Source organism: Glutamicibacter arilaitensis Re117 (assembly GCF_000197735.1).
GTDB lineage: Bacteria > Actinomycetota > Actinomycetes > Actinomycetales > Micrococcaceae > Glutamicibacter > Glutamicibacter arilaitensis.
In genome coordinates, this window is record NC_014550.1 from 2,191,310 (window position 1) to 2,208,092 (window position 16,783).

Genomic DNA, 16,783 nt, shown 5'->3' on the forward strand with positions numbered 1-16,783 from the left:
AGCTATCAGCTTAAAGCTGCCCGAGGCTACTTGCGCATCCCGTAGCGGATGGCGTTGCGCTTCACGGTGCGCTGGATGCTTGTGCCGAAGAAGCCCACGGTCATGATGGTCGCCGCAACCAGCCCCAGCAGCGCCAGCAGGCCGCTGATGTACACCACCGGCGAATACGGTCCGCCCTCCTGGCTGACAAATTCATCGCGCCCGCCAAAGCCCAGCCACAGCACCAGTGCCAACGCGAAGGCGGCCAGCGTGGTCCACTTGCAAATCTTGTACATTCTTACTCCTGCGTCGGGGCCAATTGCTGGTAGAGGGATTCAACCTGCGCTTCAAGTTCTGCCAAGCTGCCGGAATTATCCAGCAGGTAGTCGGCCACGGCCGCCCGCTGCTCATCGGTAGCCTGCGCGGCAATCCGCGCCTTGGCATCAGCTTCAGTCCACCCACGATCGTAGACCATTCGGCGCATGCGTTCTTCCAGCGGCGCCTGGACAACCACCACGGCATCGAACTTCTCCGCCTGCCCGGACTCGACCAAAAGCGGAATATCCTCCACCACCAGCGCCTGCTTAGGTGCCGCATCACGCAGCTTCTGGGCTTGCGCGCGAACCAGCGGGTGCACGATCGCGTTCAGCTTGGCCCGCTGCGCTTCATCGGAGAAGACGATCGCGGCCAAAGCCGGCCGATTCAGCGACCCGTCGGGCAGCAGTACATCCTCCCCAAAGGTGTCTTTGATCGCACCGAGCCCGGGCGTGCCAGGTTCAACTACCTGGCGCGCCAGCTTATCGGCATCGATGACTACAGCTCCCAGGGCGGCTAGCTTCGCCGCGACCGCAGATTTTCCAGAGGCCACTGCCCCGGTCAGTCCAACATGCAACATGTTCCCACCCTATAAACTAAAAGGGATGAACACCAACGACTCGGCTGCAACGCGGTACACGACTTTGACCAGCGATTCCATCCACGAGCTGGAAATCAAGCGTTCGCGCTTCATCACCTACCTCTTCCGGGTCGAAACCGAAGCCGCCGCCCGCGCGCATATCGCCGCCCTGCGCAAATCCCACTTCGATGCCCGGCACCACTGCAGCGCGTTCATCCTGGGCCCGGACCGGATCGTGCAGCGCTCGAACGACGACGGCGAACCCTCAGGCACCGCCGGGATCCCGATGCTCGATGCCCTGGCCAAGCGCGAAATGCCCGATGCCAGCGTGCTCTCGGACGTGCTGGCCGTGGTGGTCCGCTACTTCGGCGGCATCAAGCTGGGTGCCGGCGGCCTGGTCCGCGCCTATTCCGATGCAGTCTCCTCGGGACTGGACCACGCACCGCTGCACCTGCGCCAGCGCCTGCGCATCTTCGCATTCACCGCCTCGCACGCCCAAGCTGCCCGCTACGAAAACGAGCTGCGCGCCGCCGGCTACCAGGTCGAACCCACCGAATGGCAAGCGCAGCACGCCATCGTGCGAATCGGCATCCCGGACACCGAGCAGGCCGCACAAGAACTGCACACGCACATCGCCACCCTCACCTCCGGCGCAGCAACACTGAATTCCACCAACACGCAATGGGTTGATTTGATTTGAGTTCCGAAATTTCCCCGAGTTCCGCTGTGGATCCCACCGGTCCCAGCGCCCAGGCCAGCCTGCTGCCAGATCTGTTCGATGGCCTACGCCGCTGGCCCGATGTGGAAGCGGAAAACCTATACGCGGCTGACGCCGCCGACCGGCTGATCCTGGACACCTGCGCCGCGGCCATCCCCGGCCAGCCCGGGACAGCGCCGTGGCCACAGTCCATCGCCATCATCGGCGATCACTACGGCGCGCTGGCCCTGGGCGCCTTGGCGCTGGGCAGCACGCAGGTGCGGGTGCACACCGATTCGCTAACCGCCCGGCGCGCCATCGAGGCGAACCTGAACCGGCTGCTGCCCCAGGCAGCCGGGCATCTGAGCTTCCATCCGCTGGCCGAGGTCGCCGAGCAGGCCGCCACCATTTTGCTGGCCCTGCCACGCGGGCTGGATGTGCTGGGCGAACAGGTCGCCGCCGTGGCTGCCGTGGCCGGTCCCGGCGCCAAGCTATTTGCCGGTGGCCGGATCAAGCACATGAGCCGGGGCATGAACGAGGTGCTCTCCGCGCACTTCACGCACCTGGACGTGTCGCTGGCCCGGCAAAAATCCCGGGTACTCACCGCAAGCATTCCCCGCGACGAGCAGCCTGACAGCAATTTCCCTGCCACCGCCACCCACCAGGTCCGCAACACCGCATTCACCTTGGTCGCCGGAGCCGGCACCTTCGGCGCGGCGCGTCTGGACCCGGGAACCCGCCTGCTGCTGGAGAACCTGCCCGATCTGTCCACCCACGACACGCTGATGGATTTGGCCTGCGGCAACGGTTCCATCGGCATCTTCGCGGCGCTTCAATACCCGTCGCTGCGCGTGGACGCTTCAGATCATTCGGCTTCCGCGGTTGCCTCCACCCTGGCCGCCGCGCAGCGCAATGACCTGGGCCAGCGCATCACTGCGGTGCAAGATGACGCACTGAGCCGCCTGCCGGCGCAATCGGCCACGCTGATCACGCTGAACCCGCCGTTCCATATCGGCAATACCGTCACCGCCGACATCGCGTTCAAGCTGATCGACGACGCGGCGCGCGTGCTGGCACCCGGCGGCACCTTGCTGTGCGTGTTCAACTCCCATCTGCGCTACCGCAGCGAATTGGCCCGCCGTATCGGCCCCACCACCCAGCTGGCGCGCGACAAGACCTTCACCGTGACCTCCTCGACACGCGCACAATAGCTTTTCCACAGTTCGCACTCCCCCGCGGCCCCGGCTTGCTGGTGCTGGGCATGCTGGGGCCATGAGCACATCCCTCCGTGCGGCGATCACCGCACTCGCCCAGGCACTCAAGGCCGGACCGGTTTCCTCTGCCGAGGACGCCCTGGCCTTGGCCGCGCTGATTCCAGCCCTGCACCAGCACCTGGTCCCGGCAGCTCCAACGGGCGCCCAGGAATTCATGCTCGACCCGCGCTATGCCCTGGCCATGGCCAGCTTCGCAGAATCAGCTGGCCATCAGGCGTTGCGAACCCAGATCTACGCGGCCCATCTGATCGAAGACAGCGCCGCCCACACCCTGACCAGCGATGAGCTGGATGCGGTCCGTGCGGGCACCACCGATTTCAGCACACCGGTCGAACGCAGCGCCGCACGTCCCTGCTTCGCCAATCCCACCGCATTATTGGCCGCGTGGCTCCACACCGGGTTTTTCGAGGCGAAACGCCGTATCCAGGATGCCCACCACGTCATAGGCCAATACGACTACCAGCACCAAAGCTATCCCGCGCAGTACCCGCTGATGGCTCAACGCTTCAACGATCAGACCCGCCCTCCGGGTGAAGTCCTGGCCGCGGCCCGCCGGATGAGTGCGCTGGAGCCAAAACGCGAGGAATTCGCCATTCCCACCCCTTCGAGCGTCTTGGCCGAAAATGGCGAACTGCTCGAAGCGGAGGTCTATCGCCAAATGGAGGAACCCGATCCGGGCACCCGACGCAAGCTTGTGTCTAGCTGCTTGAAAGAGGCGAAGAATCGTACGGCAAAGAAACGGCCAGAAGCCGAAGAGGGAATTTTCCGACGAGGCGAACGCGATGGTCTGGTGCACTACGACGTGGCCCTGCGTCCGGTGCGCGCAGAACTGTTCGAATCCAGCATCGCCCAGAGCGATAATCCCCGCTCTGAAGCTGGTCAGGCCGCCCGTGAAGCTTCGGAGGCCAATGAGGAGCACGGCGGTGAATTCGACCAGGTAGGCGGTGCGCACCCGGACTTCGTAACCGACGAAGAGGCCGCGGCAAGCCACGAGCCTGACCGCGCACCGCTTTCGCCGGCCGCCCGCCGGCTCAACGGCATGATGAATCTCATGCAGATCAACGCGCGAAGACTGCGTGAACTGCTCGAAGCCACCCGCAATCGCAGGTCCGCGTCGGAGAATTCTCAGCCAGAGCATCAGGAACCGAACATTCCGCTCATCAAGCCCCAAGTGGTCGTGATGATGAGCTTGGATGAGCTCGAAGGGCGGGCCAAAACCCACGGAATCACTTCCCATGGTTTCAAGCTCAACGCCACCGATCTCCGGCAAGCATTGGCCAATGCCCAAATCATTCCGATGGTGCTCGGCGGCAAAGGCGAAATCTTGGACATCGGACGCAGCCAGCGCAAGCATCCCAAATACATGCGCCTTGGCGTCACCGTGCGCGATCGAGGCTGCCTAGTACCCGGGTGCACTATGGACCCCGAACGGTGCAACATCCACCACATCGAATTCTGGTCAGCTGGCGGTGTCACCGCGGTCTACTGGAGTGCGATGCTCTGCGATACGCACCATCACGATGTCCATACGGGTCTGATCAAGGTGATTCCCGATGGAGGGGTGCCCAAAGTCATCCTGCCCGCCTTCATGGATCCTGCTCAGAAACCAGTGCGCAACAGCTACCACATGGCCAAGGCCGCCTAGTTCGCCCCCATACGCCGGGGTCTCCGGCTAGATCAAGAACGGGCGTCCACCGTGCACGCGGACGGCTTGGGCTTCAACCCCCAAGGGGCGCAGGTCGATCCGGTCGATCTCGGCCCGCTCATTGTTCTCGAAGGTATCGGCAGTAATCGATTCGCCAGCAGGTGTCTGGACCACCAGGCGCCGCTTGGTTCTGTTCAAGGGTTCACGTGCGGATGCCGGGACGAAGTAGGCGCTCGCCTGCTTCCCGCCACCATAGAGCCACGAAGCGCGCACCGAGACCGGGCGTGAACCCCAGCCGCTTAGCCCGGCAATGACCAAGCGCTGGCCGGTCCCTTCCAGCAATTTTCCGTTCAGGTTCTCCCCATAGACCCAGGGCTGGGCCGCGATGCCCAGGAACTCTTCGGCAGAACGCTGGTTGACCGCATGCACTCCGTGCACCGGGCAAACCTCCGAGCAGAAAATGAATCGCGGGTCCGCAAATTCCTTCTTGGCCCCGTTCTTGTCGTCATTGCGGCACAGGCAGACCTCGGTTTCTTCCTTTTCGATGAGGATCGCGTTGCCATAGGCTCGCAATGAGGTTGGACCGATTCGGTGGTCAGCTGGAATTTCGAGGGCGAAAAGTCCCATCGATTTCAAGCGCATCCAGCGCAACAGGCTGACCAGCAGGCTGATGCCCAGGAGGACGACCGCGGCAAGCACGTCAAGTCGGTACCCTTCATCCAAGTCATGCAGCGAATGCACTTCCGTGCTGGCCAATTCCCAGCCCAGCTGCAGCAGCGGGTAGATCAGTGCGCCTAACGCGAGGTTCCAGACCGTGGGCGACATTTGCTTGAAGATTCCAAAATCTCTTTCTTGCCCGTGAGCCAGGGCAATGCCGCCTGCAGCTTCGCGCTTCCAGGTTCTAAGCTGGCGTCGAAGCCGCCCGTCTAGAACGCCGACGGCCAGGGCGAGCAGGAGGAAATAGGCCAGCGCCACAGCCAAGATCCTTTGCAGGTCCCCGGCAGGAGCCAGCAGGAAATAGATTCCGGCGCCAAGGCCCAATCCCATCCAGGGTGCTTGCCGTCCGCCGCCGAATATCATGGCCAGCACGGTAGCAACCATCGAGAAGGAAACGATGTTCCAGAAACTTGTATCGAGGTACGGGGAATGAAGAAGATCCGAACGGACAAAGACCACCAGTGCAACCAGCGGAAGCCAGGTGGCGGCCGCAACCCAGAAGTTGGGAATGGTGCGCGGTACAGTCTCCCACTCTTCGTGGCTGACCTGGCGCACCGGGATCTGCTGCCCGGTAGTTGCGCCTCCCGCATAGCCTGCCTGCGAATTCCCTGCCGTCGCCATGTGCATCTACCTGCCGTTCGCGAATGCACTTGATCGGTGCACTTTTAGTCTAACCTCAGCAGGTATTAACGGCAGTGCTCCTTTGGAGCTATTCCTGGCCGATCGAAGTCAGCAGAAATAATGACGTGCCAGCCATGCCGCCAAGCAATAAACCGGTTAAACAAACGAAGGTCCAACCCTTGCGGGGTTGGACCTTCGTGAATCAGCTAAAGCTAATCACGATCTCTGCACGAGGCAGAAGTCGGAATTAGTTGCCGGTCAGCTTCTCGCGCAGTGCAGCCAGTGCTTCGTCCGAAGCCAGGGTGCCTGCATCGGTGGCTGGTGCCTCCGAGGAGTACGAAGCTGGAGCTGGCTCGGAACCACCGGCAGCAGCAGGCTCTGCTTCTGCGTCGGCAGCGATAGCGGCAACAACCTGCTTCTTGTGTGCTTCCCAACGCTCCTGGGCAGCAGCGTACTGTGCTTCCCATGCAGCGCGCTGGGTGTCGAAGCCCTCGAGCCATTCGTTCGACTCTGGGTCGAAGCCCTCTGGGTACTTGTAGTTGCCGGCCTCGTCGTACTCTGCAGCCATGCCGTAGAGTGCTGGGTCGAACTCGGTGCCCTCTGGGTCAACACCTTCGTTAGCCTGCTTGAGCGACAGCGAAATGCGGCGACGCTCCAGGTCGATGTCGATGACCTTGACGAACAGTTCGTCACCAACGGAGACAACCTGCTCAGCCAGTTCAACGTGGCGAACTGCCAACTCGGAGATGTGAACCAGGCCTTCGATGCCGTCTTCGACGCGTACGAACGCACCGAATGGAACCAGCTTGGTAACCTTGCCCGGTACAACCTGACCCAGTGCGTGGGTGCGGGCGAAGGTCTGCCAAGGATCTTCCTGGGTAGCCTTCAGCGACAGGGAAACGCGCTCGCGGTCCAGATCGACTTCGAGAACCTCTACGGTTACTTCCTGGCCAACCTCGACAACCTCGGATGGGTGGTCGATGTGCTTCCAAGACAGCTCGGAAACGTGTACCAGGCCGTCTACGCCGCCCAGGTCCACGAATGCACCGAAGTTGACGATGGAGGAAACAACGCCCGGACGAACCTGGCCCTTTTCCAGCTTGTTGAGGAAGGTCGAGCGAACCTCGGACTGGGTCTGCTCAAGCCACGCACGGCGGGACAGCACAACGTTGTTGCGGTTCTTGTCCAGCTCGATGATCTTGGCTTCGATTTCCTGGCCGATGTATGGAGCCAGGTCGCGCACACGGCGCATCTCGACGAGCGATGCTGGCAAGAAGCCACGCAGGCCGATGTCCAGGATGAGGCCACCCTTGACAACCTCGATGACGGTACCGGTAACGACGCCGTCCTCTTCCTTGATCTTTTCGATGTCGCCCCAAGCACGCTCGTACTGAGCACGCTTCTTGGACAGGATCAGGCGGCCTTCCTTGTCTTCCTTGGTCAGAACCAAGGCTTCAACGCTGTCGCCAACGGTGACAACTTCACCTGGGTCAACGTCATGCTTGATGGAAAGCTCGCGGGAAGGGATGACACCTTCGGTCTTGTAACCGATGTCGAGCAGAACTTCGTCGTGGTCAACCTTGACAACGGTGCCTTCGACGAGGTCACCATCGTTGAAGTACTTGATGGTGGCGTCGACTGCGGCCAAGAAGTCCTCAGCAGATCCAATGTCGTTGATTGCGACGACTGGTGCGCTGTTGTTCTCGTTCGAGGTGATGGTCATGTAGTAGGGACTCCGATGTGGATAGATTTGATCAGTCGAAACCCCGGAAGTCCCGGAATTTCGAGCGGGTAAAACTTATTTGCGGACATGACAAAGCCATGGCACGCTGTACAAGTCTACGCGTCTAGCGCTACGCGGGTCAAAGCGTAACCCGCTAACATCCAAGCCAGCATTTTGTGAACTTCGTCATACAAGCCGGTAAATCATGGCTTGCGATTAGAAACCATGCGGCGTAAATCCTTCTCCGGCTACGTCGAACAACTCCAGCCAACTCCCCCGTGCACTGGTGCTTTCAAGTTCGGCTCTGCCGGTATCCAGTAAGTCTTTCAGCGTCACCGTGCCCAAATACAGACCTGCAAGCTCGCGTTCGGACAAGTCCACCCGGGGAACATCCGCTGGTTCTTGCCCTGATTGCACCAGGCTGACCGTCGCGCGGGAATCCGCCACCTCAAAGAGGTAGGTTCCAGCCACAACGCCCATCCGGTCCCCGACCCCCAGCAGCAGACGGCCATTATGCTGGTAGCCACGGGCTTCAAAGGCCGCGACCACATTAAGCACCCGCAACCAGAGCACATCGTCCACCGAACGCACATGGTAGTCCCGCACGTTTTCCAGTACCCGGCGCAACGGGTCGGCCACAGGACCCTGCCCCTGCACCTCCTGCACCAAGTCATGGTTGCCCAGGTATTCGTAGAGCTTGAGCCGAGCCACGATGCTGGTTGCCACGAGCTTGTGCACGGTCAGCTTGGCCGTGGGCTCGTCCCATCCATCGAACTTATAAGCCGCAAATCCGGACAGTTCCCCCGTCTCGTCGTAGTAAGCGGCGCACCGCAGGTTCTTGGGCTGCTCTAAGGACTCCCAGCTTTCCCAGCGCCCCAGTGCGAAGCCGTTGTCGTATTCGGTGCTGTCCACGGAGCCGAAGGTGGCTTCCAGCGCGCGTACCGCCAAGCGCGCGTAGTCCGGGCCGAAGTCCTGCGGCTCAATTTCCACTACCTCACCCGGCACCGGTACTCGGAACTTCAACCCGTGCGAGCACTTGAGCGTAAACCGCGTTTGGTACGTCGCCGGCTCAAAGCCGTAGCGCCCGTAAATCGTGGCTTCCGAAGCGGTCAACGCGGCCAACGCAAAACCTGCCTGGCGGGCATATTCCAGATCGGCCGTGATCCGCCGGGACAAGATCCCGCGCCGCCGGTAGGCCGGTGCCACAGTGACAGCACTGATCTTATGCACCGGGACCGGTTGCGGGCCGCCGGCATTGAGCAGACCGGGGAAAGTTCCATAGGTGTGTACCGGCTGGGATGCATGCCGCGAGTGCGGTGGCGCGGCCAGATCGAACACCATTGAAAAACGCATCTGCTGGGAGTAGGTCAGTTCCTGCAGGGTGGAGAACTTGGCTTCCTCGGGCACGCCCTCGTAGAAGCCGATCCCGGTAGCCCGGTGGAAAAGGTTGATCGCCTCATCGAGTTCCGCGCTGCGTTCAACAGCATGGTACGTGCGGGTTTCCAGATCAAGCTGGCGTGGGTGGCCCATGAAGCTCCTTGGCGGTGAATGAGGCTGTGGTCACAGTCTATGCCCAAGTCCGCACGGCGCAAGAGGAGCTACCAGGCCTCTGAGAGCGTGATGAACTCCAGTCCAGAATCAAGGGCAGCGACCAAACCGAGGGCTATCCCCTTGGCGGTACCCGACTCGGGTTGGTTGAAATGCCCGATCCCCACGGACCCGGCACTTAGCAGCTGCATCTGCGCTGCGACCGTGGCGGCCGGGAAACTGGCCCCGGCATCCAGATTGACCGTGAAATTCATCGGGATCAATCCCAGCTTGCGGCACATCGCAGCCGAGACTTCATCCATATGCGCGGTGCCCGAGCGGAAGAATCGAGCATCCACCGCGTACTGTCCAGCCAGATACTTCTGGTTGCCCATGACCTCGTCGTAGGCTTCGCCCACCGAACCGGTCCCGCGGAGGCCGTAGGCCGATTGCCCCGCAACACTCAGCGGAGCATGGCTGGTGCCGTGATTGGCGATTTCAAACAACGGATCGGCTACCAGCTCTTCCATGGCCGCACCGTTGCTTCGGGCCCACCGCTGGTTGATGAATAGGGTCGCGGGGACCTTATGGTCACGCAGGGTGTCGAGCAAGGCATGGTCGATCCCTGACCCGTACGCTCCCCCGCAGGCATCAAAGGTCAGCGCCGCACTCTTGGTGGCCGTTGGCAGTCCCAGTTCGATCCCCTTGACCTCCAGGCCGAACTCGCCGGTCCGCTGATTCTTGAACTCGCTGAGGATCTGGGCGCGCGTCGGATACTGCCTGGCACTGCTGGGCGACGCCGAGGGCGCAGGTGCCGGCGGCGTGCTGCTGGCAGCACCAGATGCCGATGGACTCGCAGAACGCGTGGCAGTTGCCGGCCCGCTGGCACTGCAACCACCTAGCAGCCCTGCGGCTACGGCGCCCAAGCTGGCGGCGCCAGCTTTCAATGCCCAGCGGCGCGAGCGATGCTCCATGTTTTCCTCTTCCTTCGAACCTACCTGGTTCATGCCAAAGGGCAGGAACACCTTCAAGTGTCCCTGCCCTTTGGCTTTTGCCGTTATTATTGCACGCCGGTCATCGGCCTAGTGCGCGGCGTCGTGCCAGGTCCGGCCAACGCCCGGCTGGACATCCAGCGGTACCAGCAGTTCGGCGGCCTGACCCATTTCGCGGGTCACCAGCTCCTGCACTGGTTCCAGTTCACCTTCGGCAATTTCCAAGATGAGTTCGTCATGGACCTGCAACAGCATCCGGGACTTGTACTCGCCGGCTTTCAGCTCTTCGTCGATGCGCAGCATGGCGACTTTCACCAAGTCGGCAGCTGAACCCTGGATTGGGGCGTTCAGCGCGGCACGCTCGGCAATATCACGCAGGCGACGGTCCGAGCTGTTCAGCTCCGGCAGGTAGCGGCGGCGGCCGAAGATGGTTTCGGTGTAGCCGTCCTTGCGGGCCTGGTCGACAACTGAACGCAGGTAGGTGCGCACGGCGCCGAAGCGGTCGAAGTAGTCCTTCATCAGCTTGCGGGCTTCATCCACGCCGATCTTCAGCTGCTTGGAGAGTCCGAAGCTGCTCAAGCCGTAGGCCAGGCCGTAGCTCATCGCCTTGACCTTGGAGCGCATCTCGGAGGTGACCTCTTCCGGTTCGACGTTGAACACGCGCGAACCGACATAGCGGTGCAGGTCTTCGCCGTTCTGGTAGGCCTCGATCAGGCCCTCGTCCTCGGAGAGGTGCGCCATGATGCGCATTTCGATCTGCGAGTAGTCCACGGTCAGCAGGCTCTGGTAGCCTTCCCCGACCATGAACACGTCGCGGATGCGCCGGCCTTCTTCCGAACGCACCGGAATGTTCTGCAGGTTCGGGTTCAGGCTGGACAGGCGTCCGGTCGCGGCCACGGTCTGCGCATAGGTGGTGTGGATACGGCCGTCCTCATGGGTGGCCTTGAGCAGGCCGTCCACGGTCTGGCGCAGCTTGATCGCGTCGCGGTAGGCCATCAATGCGACCAGGAACGGGTGTCCGGTCTTGACCAGCAGGTCGGCCAGCGACTCGGCATCGGTGGTGAAACCGGTCTTGATCTTCTTGGTGCGCGGCAGATCCAGCTCTTCGAACAAGACCACCTGCAGCTGCTTGGGACTGGAGAGATTGACCTCATGGCCGATCGCGGCGAACGCGTCGTTGGTTGCCTGGTCCACCTGTTCGGTGAAGTGGGCGCGCAGCTCATTGAGGCGGTCCACGTCCACTGCCACCCCGGCGCGTTCCATTTCGAAGAGCACCGGAATCAGCGGCAGCTCCATCTCGGCGGCAAGCTTGTCCGCGTGCTTTTCAGCCAGCTTGGTGGCCAGGAAGGCGGAGAGGTCGTGGATGGCCTGGGCCTGGGCCAAGGCAGGCTCAGCCAGGTCCGCGGTCAGCCCCAGATCCAGCTCGCCCTTCTTCGCCTGATGCACCGGCACGGCATACTTCAGGTGGTACTGCACCACGTCGACCAGATCATGGCTGCGTCGATCCGGCTGGATCAGGTAGGCGCTGATCAGCGTGTCATCGTGGATCCCGGCCAGCTTCAATCCGCGGTCGGCCAGCAAATGCATGGTGGCCTTGGCGTCGTGGAAGATCTTCGGTGCCGCGGCATCAGCCAAGAACTGCGCAAGGACGTTTTCGGCAGCCTCATCCAGTCCCGAGAGGTCCAGCCAGGCAGCCTGCGCCCCGCGGAACAGGGCAAGGCCCACCGCTTGGCCATCGACGACGGCCGGCTGGATCGCGATCGGCGCGCCCTTTCCGGCTTCAAGGAAGTCGCGCAGCGCCTTGGCGTCCTCGGTCACCACGCGGGTGAATTCGGCAACTTCTGGAGCGGCTTCTTCTTCCTGGGCGGCAAACAGATCGAATAGGCGCTTGCGCAGGGTGTTGAATTCCAGCGCGTCGAACAGGTTCTCGATCTCTTCGCGGTTCGGCGCTTGAAGTTCCATCTGCTCCAAGGTGACCGGAAGTTCCAGGTCGTGCTTGAGCTGGTTCAGTCGGCGGTTGCGCGTCACGTTGTCCACGTGTTCGCGCAGCGCGTCGCCGACCTTGCCCTTGATGTTCTCTGCGTTCTCCAAGATGCCAGCCAGATCCCCGTACAGGTTGATCCACTTGGCGGCGGTCTTCGGTCCGACTCCTGGCACGCCTGGCAGGTTATCGGCGGTTTCCCCGACCAGTGCGGCCAGGTCCGAGTAGCGTTCTGGGCGTACGAAGTACTTGGCTTCCACCGCGTCGGCGTCCATCGGGGGAATATCGCTGATGCCCTTCTTCGGGTACAAGACCAGGGTCTTGTCGGTAATCAGCTGGAAGGCATCGCGGTCGCCGGAAACCACCAGCACATTGAAGCCGGCTTCTTCGCCCTGGGTGGCCAAGGTGGCCAGAATGTCGTCGGCTTCAAAGCTTTCCAGGGTGATCGAAGGGATGTTCATCGCCTTCATGACTTCCTGGATCAGGTCAATCTGCCCGTAGAACTCTTCGGGGGTCTTATTGCGCCCGCCCTTGTACTCGGTGTATTCCAGCGAGCGGAAGGTCGGGGTGTCCAAGTCGAAGGCCACCGCGACGTGGGTGGGCTTCTGCTGGCGGATCATGGTCAGCAGCATCGACACGAAGCCGTGCACGGCGTTGGTGTGCTGTCCGGTGCTTGTTGCGAAGTTCTCCGCTGGCAGCGCGTAGAACGCGCGGAAGGCCATGGAGTGTCCATCAATAATCAGCAGTCTCTTGTCCGACGCAGGCGTCGGTTTGGTAGTTTCGCTCACACCTGAAAGCCTAGTTGCCATGAGCGATAATTTCACTTCTCAACCCACGCAATCTTCGGCACATCCCTTTGCCGAGCAGCTTTCGCACCACGGGATCCCCGAAACCATGTGGCCATACCTGCATCTGAATGGCGTGGGCGAACTCGTGGAGAAACTGGAAATCATTTTCACCGAGTTCGATCCGCAGCGCGTGACGGCCACCATGCCGGTGGCTGGCAACACCCAGGTCTACGGAATCCTGCATGGCGGTGCGTCGGCCGCGCTGGCTGAAACCCTCGGTTCGATGGCCGCAGCCTTGCATGGGGCTGGCCGAGCCAACCCGGTGGGCGTGGATTTGAACATCACCCACCACAAGGCTGGCCGCTCCGGCTTGGCTACCGCGGTGTGCACGCCGATCCATTTGGGCCGCAGCAGCACCTGCCATGAGATCGTGATCAGCAACGAGCAGGGCCAGCGTGTTGCTACCTCTCGAATCACCAACATGCTGCTGCCGGTCGAAAAATAAGCACCGCAGCCCAGCGCCGCACCGGGTCAGTCAGGCTGTTCCAGTGCGGCGCTGGACTGTTTAACGATGATTCGTGCAGGTATCTTGCGTGCCTCAGCCGATCGCGTAGCGCGCGAGGAAGATGTCGGTTCCGAGCTGCTCGATCTCCAATGCGGCCAGCTGCGTGCTGATGCCGCGGCCAAAGAGGCTCGCGCCTTCGCCCAGCACCTCGGGAACGGTCACCAATAGCACCTCGTCGAGTGCTTCGGCTTCAACGAACGCGCCGGCCAAGTCTGCCCCGCCCACGACCCACACGTCGCCAGCGCCTGCGCTCTGGGCAATGTCCCGGCTCCAGAACCCCACTTCCCCGCGGATGAAGGTCAGGTCCGCTCCGGGCAGGGTCGGCAATTCGTGGTGGGTGAAGACCCATACCGGCTTGTCGCCGAAGACCCAGGGAATGCTTCCTTCGGTGACATCACGCACGATGTTCTCGTAGGTTTTCCCGCCGATCACTACCGCACCGATCGTTTCGAAGAACTTCTGGAAGTGCTCTTCCACTGCCGGTGCCGTGGCATAGGGCTTGAACCATTGGACACTCCCGTTGCGATCGGCGATAAAACCATCGATGGAGGCACCCACGTAGTACTTGAAGCTAGTCATGGCTCCAGTCTAGGGGTGCCTCCATCGAAGGCAATATGAAGTTGTTGCCGAACCCGGATTCGTGTCGGGCCCGCCAGGGGTTTTGCCCAGTGCCTAGTGCCCTGAGCTGACTCCCAGAATGGCTTCGCTCAGCTGTGGCACGATCAGCACCACGCCGAAGGCGACGATCAAGCCGCACACCACGAAGCATGCGTAGGCGCCGGTCTTGCTCAAAGACTCATTGCTACCGTCATCCTTGGCTACTGCCAGCAGGCGCACGCCGAAGGAGTAAGCGGAGACGATCGCGATAGCCGCAATCCAGGTGATGACGGCGACGATCAGAAAGGCTGTCCAGTCAATCATGAATTATCAGCTTCTTTCTGCGCAGCGGCGGCCTTAGCCAGCTTGGCTTCAGCCTTGGCCTTGGCGCGGCGTTCCTTCTTGGTCAAGATGTTCACCGCAGCACCGGAGTTGTCGATATCGGAGATGTTCGACTCGTGGTCATGTGGCTGCTTGCGCGAAATGAACCAGATAGCCAGCATGGCGCCGACGCCGGCGACAGCGACAATTACAATGCCAATGTTCCCCAGGTGGGTGATGGCTGCAGCGATGCCGCCGATAACCGCTGCTGCTGGCAGGGTGAACAGCCAGCCCAGTGCAATGCGCCCTGCGGTGCCCCAGCGGACCTCGCCGCCCTTACGTCCCATGCCCGAACCGATCACGGAACCGGAAGCAACCTGGGTGGTCGACAATGCGAAGCCCAGGTGCGAGGAAGTCAGGATCGCCGATGCGGTGGACATCTCAGCTGCGAAGCCCTGTGCAGGCTTCACGTCGGTCAGGCCCGAACCCATGGTGGCGATGATGCGCCAGCCACCGGTGTAGGTACCCAGTGCGATCGCGAAGGCACAGGTTGCAACAACCCAGAAATGAACACCCGAATCTGAATCCTGCAGGCCCGAAGCAACCAGGGTCAGGGTGATGATACCCATGGTCTTCTGCGCATCGTTGGTGCCGTGGGACAACGCTACCAGCGAGGAGGAGAAGATCTGGCCGTAGCGGAATCCGCCGCGCTTAGGCGCCGCGCCATTCTCACGCTTGGTAATTGCGTAGGCCAGCTTGGTGCACAGGTACGCGGAAATGCCGGCAATCAGCGGAGCGCAAATAGCCGGAAGCAGTACCTTGGACAGCAGGACGCCGTAGTTCACCGAGGCGAAACCTGCGCCCACGATTGCAGCGCCAACCAGGCCGCCGAACAGTGCGTGCGAGGAGCTCGATGGCAGGCCCAGCAACCAGGTGAACAGGTTCCAGATCACTGCACCCATCAGGCCGGCGAAAATCATCGCTGGCCCGATCGCTACACCCGAGGTCGGGTCTTCATTGATGATGCCGCCTGAAATGGTCTTCGCTACCTCGGTTGAGAGGAAAGCGCCGACAAGGTTCAGAATTGCGGCGAGGGCAACTGCCTTTTTAGGGGAAATTGCTCCGGTTGCGATTGGTGTGGCCATCGCATTGGCCGTGTCATGGAAACCATTGGTGAAGTCGAAAAACAACGCCAAGGCAATGACCAGGACGACGATAAGCGTCAAATCCATTGAATACCAGCCTGAGGGTCGAACGGCAAGGAAAAGTAAACGGGCCGTGAATAAGAATCCTGCGGATGAAAATGGTGTGCGGGACTTCGTTCTTAGCGCAATTTCCATCTTAGGCGTACCGCGCAGTACGTCAATCCAGGATTGCAACCCCCTCCGAGCCAATCTAGCGTGAACAATTGGTTGCGCACAGGTTAACTGGTGTTCAACCGAGGCGAAGCCGGGTTGCGGGCATAAAAAATGTGCGCCAAACCATATATGGCTTGGCGCACATTCAGACGCGCGGGTGGCGCGCGCAGGACCTACTTGACTTGGTCGACGACCGTCTCGGCGACCTGGCGCATGCTCAGGCGGCGATCCATGGAGGTTTTCTGGATCCAGCGGAACGCTTCTGGCTCGGTCAAGCCCATCTTCGTGATCAGCAGCGACTTGGCGCGATCAACGAGCTTGCGGGTTTCGAACTGCTCAGCCAGATTGCTGACCTCTTCTTCCAGGGCACGCAGCTCGTCATTGCGGGAGATCGCAATTTCAATGGCTGGAGTCAGGTCTGCCGGGGTGAATGGCTTGACCACGTAAGCCATGGCGCCGGCTTCGCGAGCACGCTCCACCAGCTCCTTCTGGCTGAAGGCGGTCAGCAGCACAACCGGTGCGATCCGTTCCTTGACGATGGCTTCCGCGGCGGTGATGCCATCCATGACCGGCATCTTCACGTCCATGAGCACCAAGTCCGGCTTCAGTTCACGGGCTTTTTCCAGCGCGCTTTGGCCGTTGTCGGCTTCGGCGACGACGTCGTAGCCTTCGGAGCGCAGGATTTCGACGATGTCCAGGCGGATCAGGGTTTCATCCTCGGCAACGAGAACTCGGCGCGGAGTGGACTGCACCTCGGATGGGATGCGGGTGATTTCAGGTAGATCGCTCATTGGCGCCTTCCTCCATGGTCAGAATTCCTGCCTGCTGTCAGGGCAGTCTCTTGATGGTTTCAGTTCAGCGAAGCCACATTGCCTCGGTTTCACATCTAAGCCTACTGGCATGTACTCTTGTTGAGGCGAAGACGCGAGGTTCTCGATTAGGAAATCTGAAAAACCTCCAGTAAAGTAGTCAAAGTGCCAGCCCAAGTGGCGGAATCGGTAGACGCGCCGCACTCAAAATGCGGTATCGAAAGATGTGTGGGTTCGAGTCCCACCTTGGGCACAAGCCAAGAAGGTCGTTGGATCGGAATTTTCCGGTTCAGC

The 16,783-nt window shown here is 61.3% G+C and carries 15 protein-coding genes and 1 tRNA gene; 5 read left to right on the plus strand and 11 right to left on the minus strand.

The window, feature by feature from the left end; genetic code table 11:
* Positions 1–26: 26 nt before the first annotated feature.
* The gene (locus tag AARI_RS10485) at positions 27–275 is read right to left on the minus strand and encodes a hypothetical protein (protein ID WP_013349271.1); all 249 of its coding nucleotides are present in this window, start codon (positions 273–275) and stop codon (positions 27–29) included.
* Between the two features lie 2 nt (positions 276–277).
* Positions 278–874: a dephospho-CoA kinase gene (gene coaE, locus AARI_RS10490; protein ID WP_013349272.1), complete on the minus strand. Its 597-nt coding sequence runs from the start codon at positions 872–874 to the stop codon at positions 278–280.
* Positions 875–899: 25 nt separating this feature from the next.
* Here coaE and AARI_RS10495 point away from each other — a divergent pair, with 25 nt between their 5' ends.
* The 3 genes from AARI_RS10495 to AARI_RS10505 all read left to right on the plus strand — a co-directional run bounded on the left by AARI_RS10495 (position 900) and on the right by AARI_RS10505 (position 4,490).
* Complete coding sequence (locus tag AARI_RS10495; protein ID WP_013349273.1) at positions 900–1,574, plus strand: YigZ family protein; 675 nt, start codon at positions 900–902, stop codon at positions 1,572–1,574.
* Complete coding sequence (locus AARI_RS10500; protein WP_013349274.1) at positions 1,571–2,782, plus strand: class I SAM-dependent methyltransferase; 1,212 nt, start codon at positions 1,571–1,573, stop codon at positions 2,780–2,782. The genes AARI_RS10495 and AARI_RS10500 overlap by 4 nt, the downstream gene beginning before the upstream one ends.
* Positions 2,783–2,843: 61 nt before the next feature.
* The gene (locus AARI_RS10505) at positions 2,844–4,490 is read left to right on the plus strand and encodes an HNH endonuclease signature motif containing protein (protein ID WP_013349275.1); all 1,647 of its coding nucleotides are present in this window, start codon (positions 2,844–2,846) and stop codon (positions 4,488–4,490) included.
* A 27-nt stretch (positions 4,491–4,517) separates the two neighbouring features.
* Here the strand turns inward: AARI_RS10505 and AARI_RS10510 are convergent, their stop codons facing one another.
* From AARI_RS10510 to polA, 5 genes are all read right to left on the minus strand, one after another.
* On the minus strand, positions 4,518–5,828 hold the full coding sequence (locus AARI_RS10510; RefSeq protein WP_013349276.1) for a hypothetical protein: 1,311 nt from the start codon (positions 5,826–5,828) through the stop codon (positions 4,518–4,520).
* Between the two features lie 247 nt (positions 5,829–6,075).
* Positions 6,076–7,551 (minus strand): 30S ribosomal protein S1, encoded by a 1,476-nt coding sequence (gene rpsA, locus AARI_RS10515; protein ID WP_013349277.1) that lies wholly within the window; start codon positions 7,549–7,551, stop codon positions 6,076–6,078.
* A gap of 216 nt (positions 7,552–7,767) precedes the next feature.
* Positions 7,768–9,081, minus strand: a complete 1,314-nt coding sequence (locus AARI_RS18650) for a GNAT family N-acetyltransferase (protein WP_013349278.1) — start codon at positions 9,079–9,081, stop codon at positions 7,768–7,770.
* Positions 9,082–9,149: 68 nt separating this feature from the next.
* Positions 9,150–10,052 (minus strand): polysaccharide deacetylase family protein, encoded by a 903-nt coding sequence (locus tag AARI_RS10525; protein WP_013349279.1) that lies wholly within the window; start codon positions 10,050–10,052, stop codon positions 9,150–9,152.
* Between the two features lie 108 nt (positions 10,053–10,160).
* The gene (gene polA / locus AARI_RS10530; protein ID WP_013349280.1) at positions 10,161–12,773 is read right to left on the minus strand and encodes a DNA polymerase I; all 2,613 of its coding nucleotides are present in this window, start codon (positions 12,771–12,773) and stop codon (positions 10,161–10,163) included.
* Positions 12,774–12,858: 85 nt separating this feature from the next.
* Between polA and AARI_RS10535 the strand changes: the two genes are divergently transcribed.
* Positions 12,859–13,344, plus strand: a complete 486-nt coding sequence (locus tag AARI_RS10535; RefSeq protein WP_013349281.1) for a hotdog fold thioesterase — start codon at positions 12,859–12,861, stop codon at positions 13,342–13,344.
* A 93-nt stretch (positions 13,345–13,437) separates the two neighbouring features.
* On the opposite strand, the gene AARI_RS10540 is transcribed toward AARI_RS10535, so the two are convergent.
* The 4 genes from AARI_RS10540 to AARI_RS10555 all read right to left on the minus strand — a co-directional run bounded on the left by AARI_RS10540 (position 13,438) and on the right by AARI_RS10555 (position 16,471).
* A complete protein-coding gene (locus tag AARI_RS10540) occupies positions 13,438–13,983 on the minus strand; it encodes a dihydrofolate reductase family protein (protein ID WP_013349282.1) in 546 nt (181 codons plus the stop codon).
* Positions 13,984–14,076: 93 nt separating this feature from the next.
* Positions 14,077–14,325, minus strand: a complete 249-nt coding sequence (locus AARI_RS10545; RefSeq protein WP_013349283.1) for a hypothetical protein — start codon at positions 14,323–14,325, stop codon at positions 14,077–14,079.
* Positions 14,322–15,554, minus strand: a complete 1,233-nt coding sequence (locus AARI_RS10550; protein ID WP_013349284.1) for an inorganic phosphate transporter — start codon at positions 15,552–15,554, stop codon at positions 14,322–14,324. Before AARI_RS10550 ends, AARI_RS10545 begins: the two co-directional genes overlap by 4 nt.
* A gap of 299 nt (positions 15,555–15,853) precedes the next feature.
* Positions 15,854–16,471, minus strand: coding sequence for an ANTAR domain-containing response regulator (locus AARI_RS10555; RefSeq protein WP_013349285.1), 618 nt, complete (start codon positions 16,469–16,471; stop codon positions 15,854–15,856).
* A 189-nt stretch (positions 16,472–16,660) separates the two neighbouring features.
* Between AARI_RS10555 and AARI_RS10560 the strand changes: the two genes are divergently transcribed.
* Positions 16,661–16,742: transfer RNA gene (locus AARI_RS10560), tRNA-Leu, on the plus strand.
* The last annotated feature ends 41 nt before the right edge of the window (positions 16,743–16,783 follow it).

What these genes read in the sequence shown, in the direction of transcription:
- AARI_RS10485 (WP_013349271.1), bottom strand. Translation starts at nt 275, where the DNA reads ATGTACAAGATTTGCAAGTGGACCACGCTGGCCGCCTTCGCGTTGGCA.
- coaE (WP_013349272.1), bottom strand. Translation starts at nt 874, where the DNA reads ATGTTGCATGTTGGACTGACCGGGGCAGTGGCCTCTGGAAAATCTGCG.
- AARI_RS10495 (WP_013349273.1), top strand. Translation starts at nt 900, where the DNA reads ATGAACACCAACGACTCGGCTGCAACGCGGTACACGACTTTGACCAGC.
- AARI_RS10505 (WP_013349275.1), top strand. Translation starts at nt 2,844, where the DNA reads ATGAGCACATCCCTCCGTGCGGCGATCACCGCACTCGCCCAGGCACTC.
- AARI_RS10510 (WP_013349276.1), bottom strand. Translation starts at nt 5,828, where the DNA reads ATGGCGACGGCAGGGAATTCGCAGGCAGGCTATGCGGGAGGCGCAACT.
- rpsA (WP_013349277.1), bottom strand. Translation starts at nt 7,551, where the DNA reads ATGACCATCACCTCGAACGAGAACAACAGCGCACCAGTCGTCGCAATC.
- AARI_RS18650 (WP_013349278.1), bottom strand. Translation starts at nt 9,081, where the DNA reads ATGGGCCACCCACGCCAGCTTGATCTGGAAACCCGCACGTACCATGCT.
- AARI_RS10525 (WP_013349279.1), bottom strand. Translation starts at nt 10,052, where the DNA reads ATGGAGCATCGCTCGCGCCGCTGGGCATTGAAAGCTGGCGCCGCCAGC.
- polA (WP_013349280.1), bottom strand. Translation starts at nt 12,773, where the DNA reads ATGGCCTTCCGCGCGTTCTACGCGCTGCCAGCGGAGAACTTCGCAACA.
- AARI_RS10535 (WP_013349281.1), top strand. Translation starts at nt 12,859, where the DNA reads ATGAGCGATAATTTCACTTCTCAACCCACGCAATCTTCGGCACATCCC.
- AARI_RS10540 (WP_013349282.1), bottom strand. Translation starts at nt 13,983, where the DNA reads ATGACTAGCTTCAAGTACTACGTGGGTGCCTCCATCGATGGTTTTATC.
- AARI_RS10545 (WP_013349283.1), bottom strand. Translation starts at nt 14,325, where the DNA reads ATGATTGACTGGACAGCCTTTCTGATCGTCGCCGTCATCACCTGGATT.
- AARI_RS10550 (WP_013349284.1), bottom strand. Translation starts at nt 15,554, where the DNA reads ATGGATTTGACGCTTATCGTCGTCCTGGTCATTGCCTTGGCGTTGTTT.
- AARI_RS10555 (WP_013349285.1), bottom strand. Translation starts at nt 16,471, where the DNA reads ATGAGCGATCTACCTGAAATCACCCGCATCCCATCCGAGGTGCAGTCC.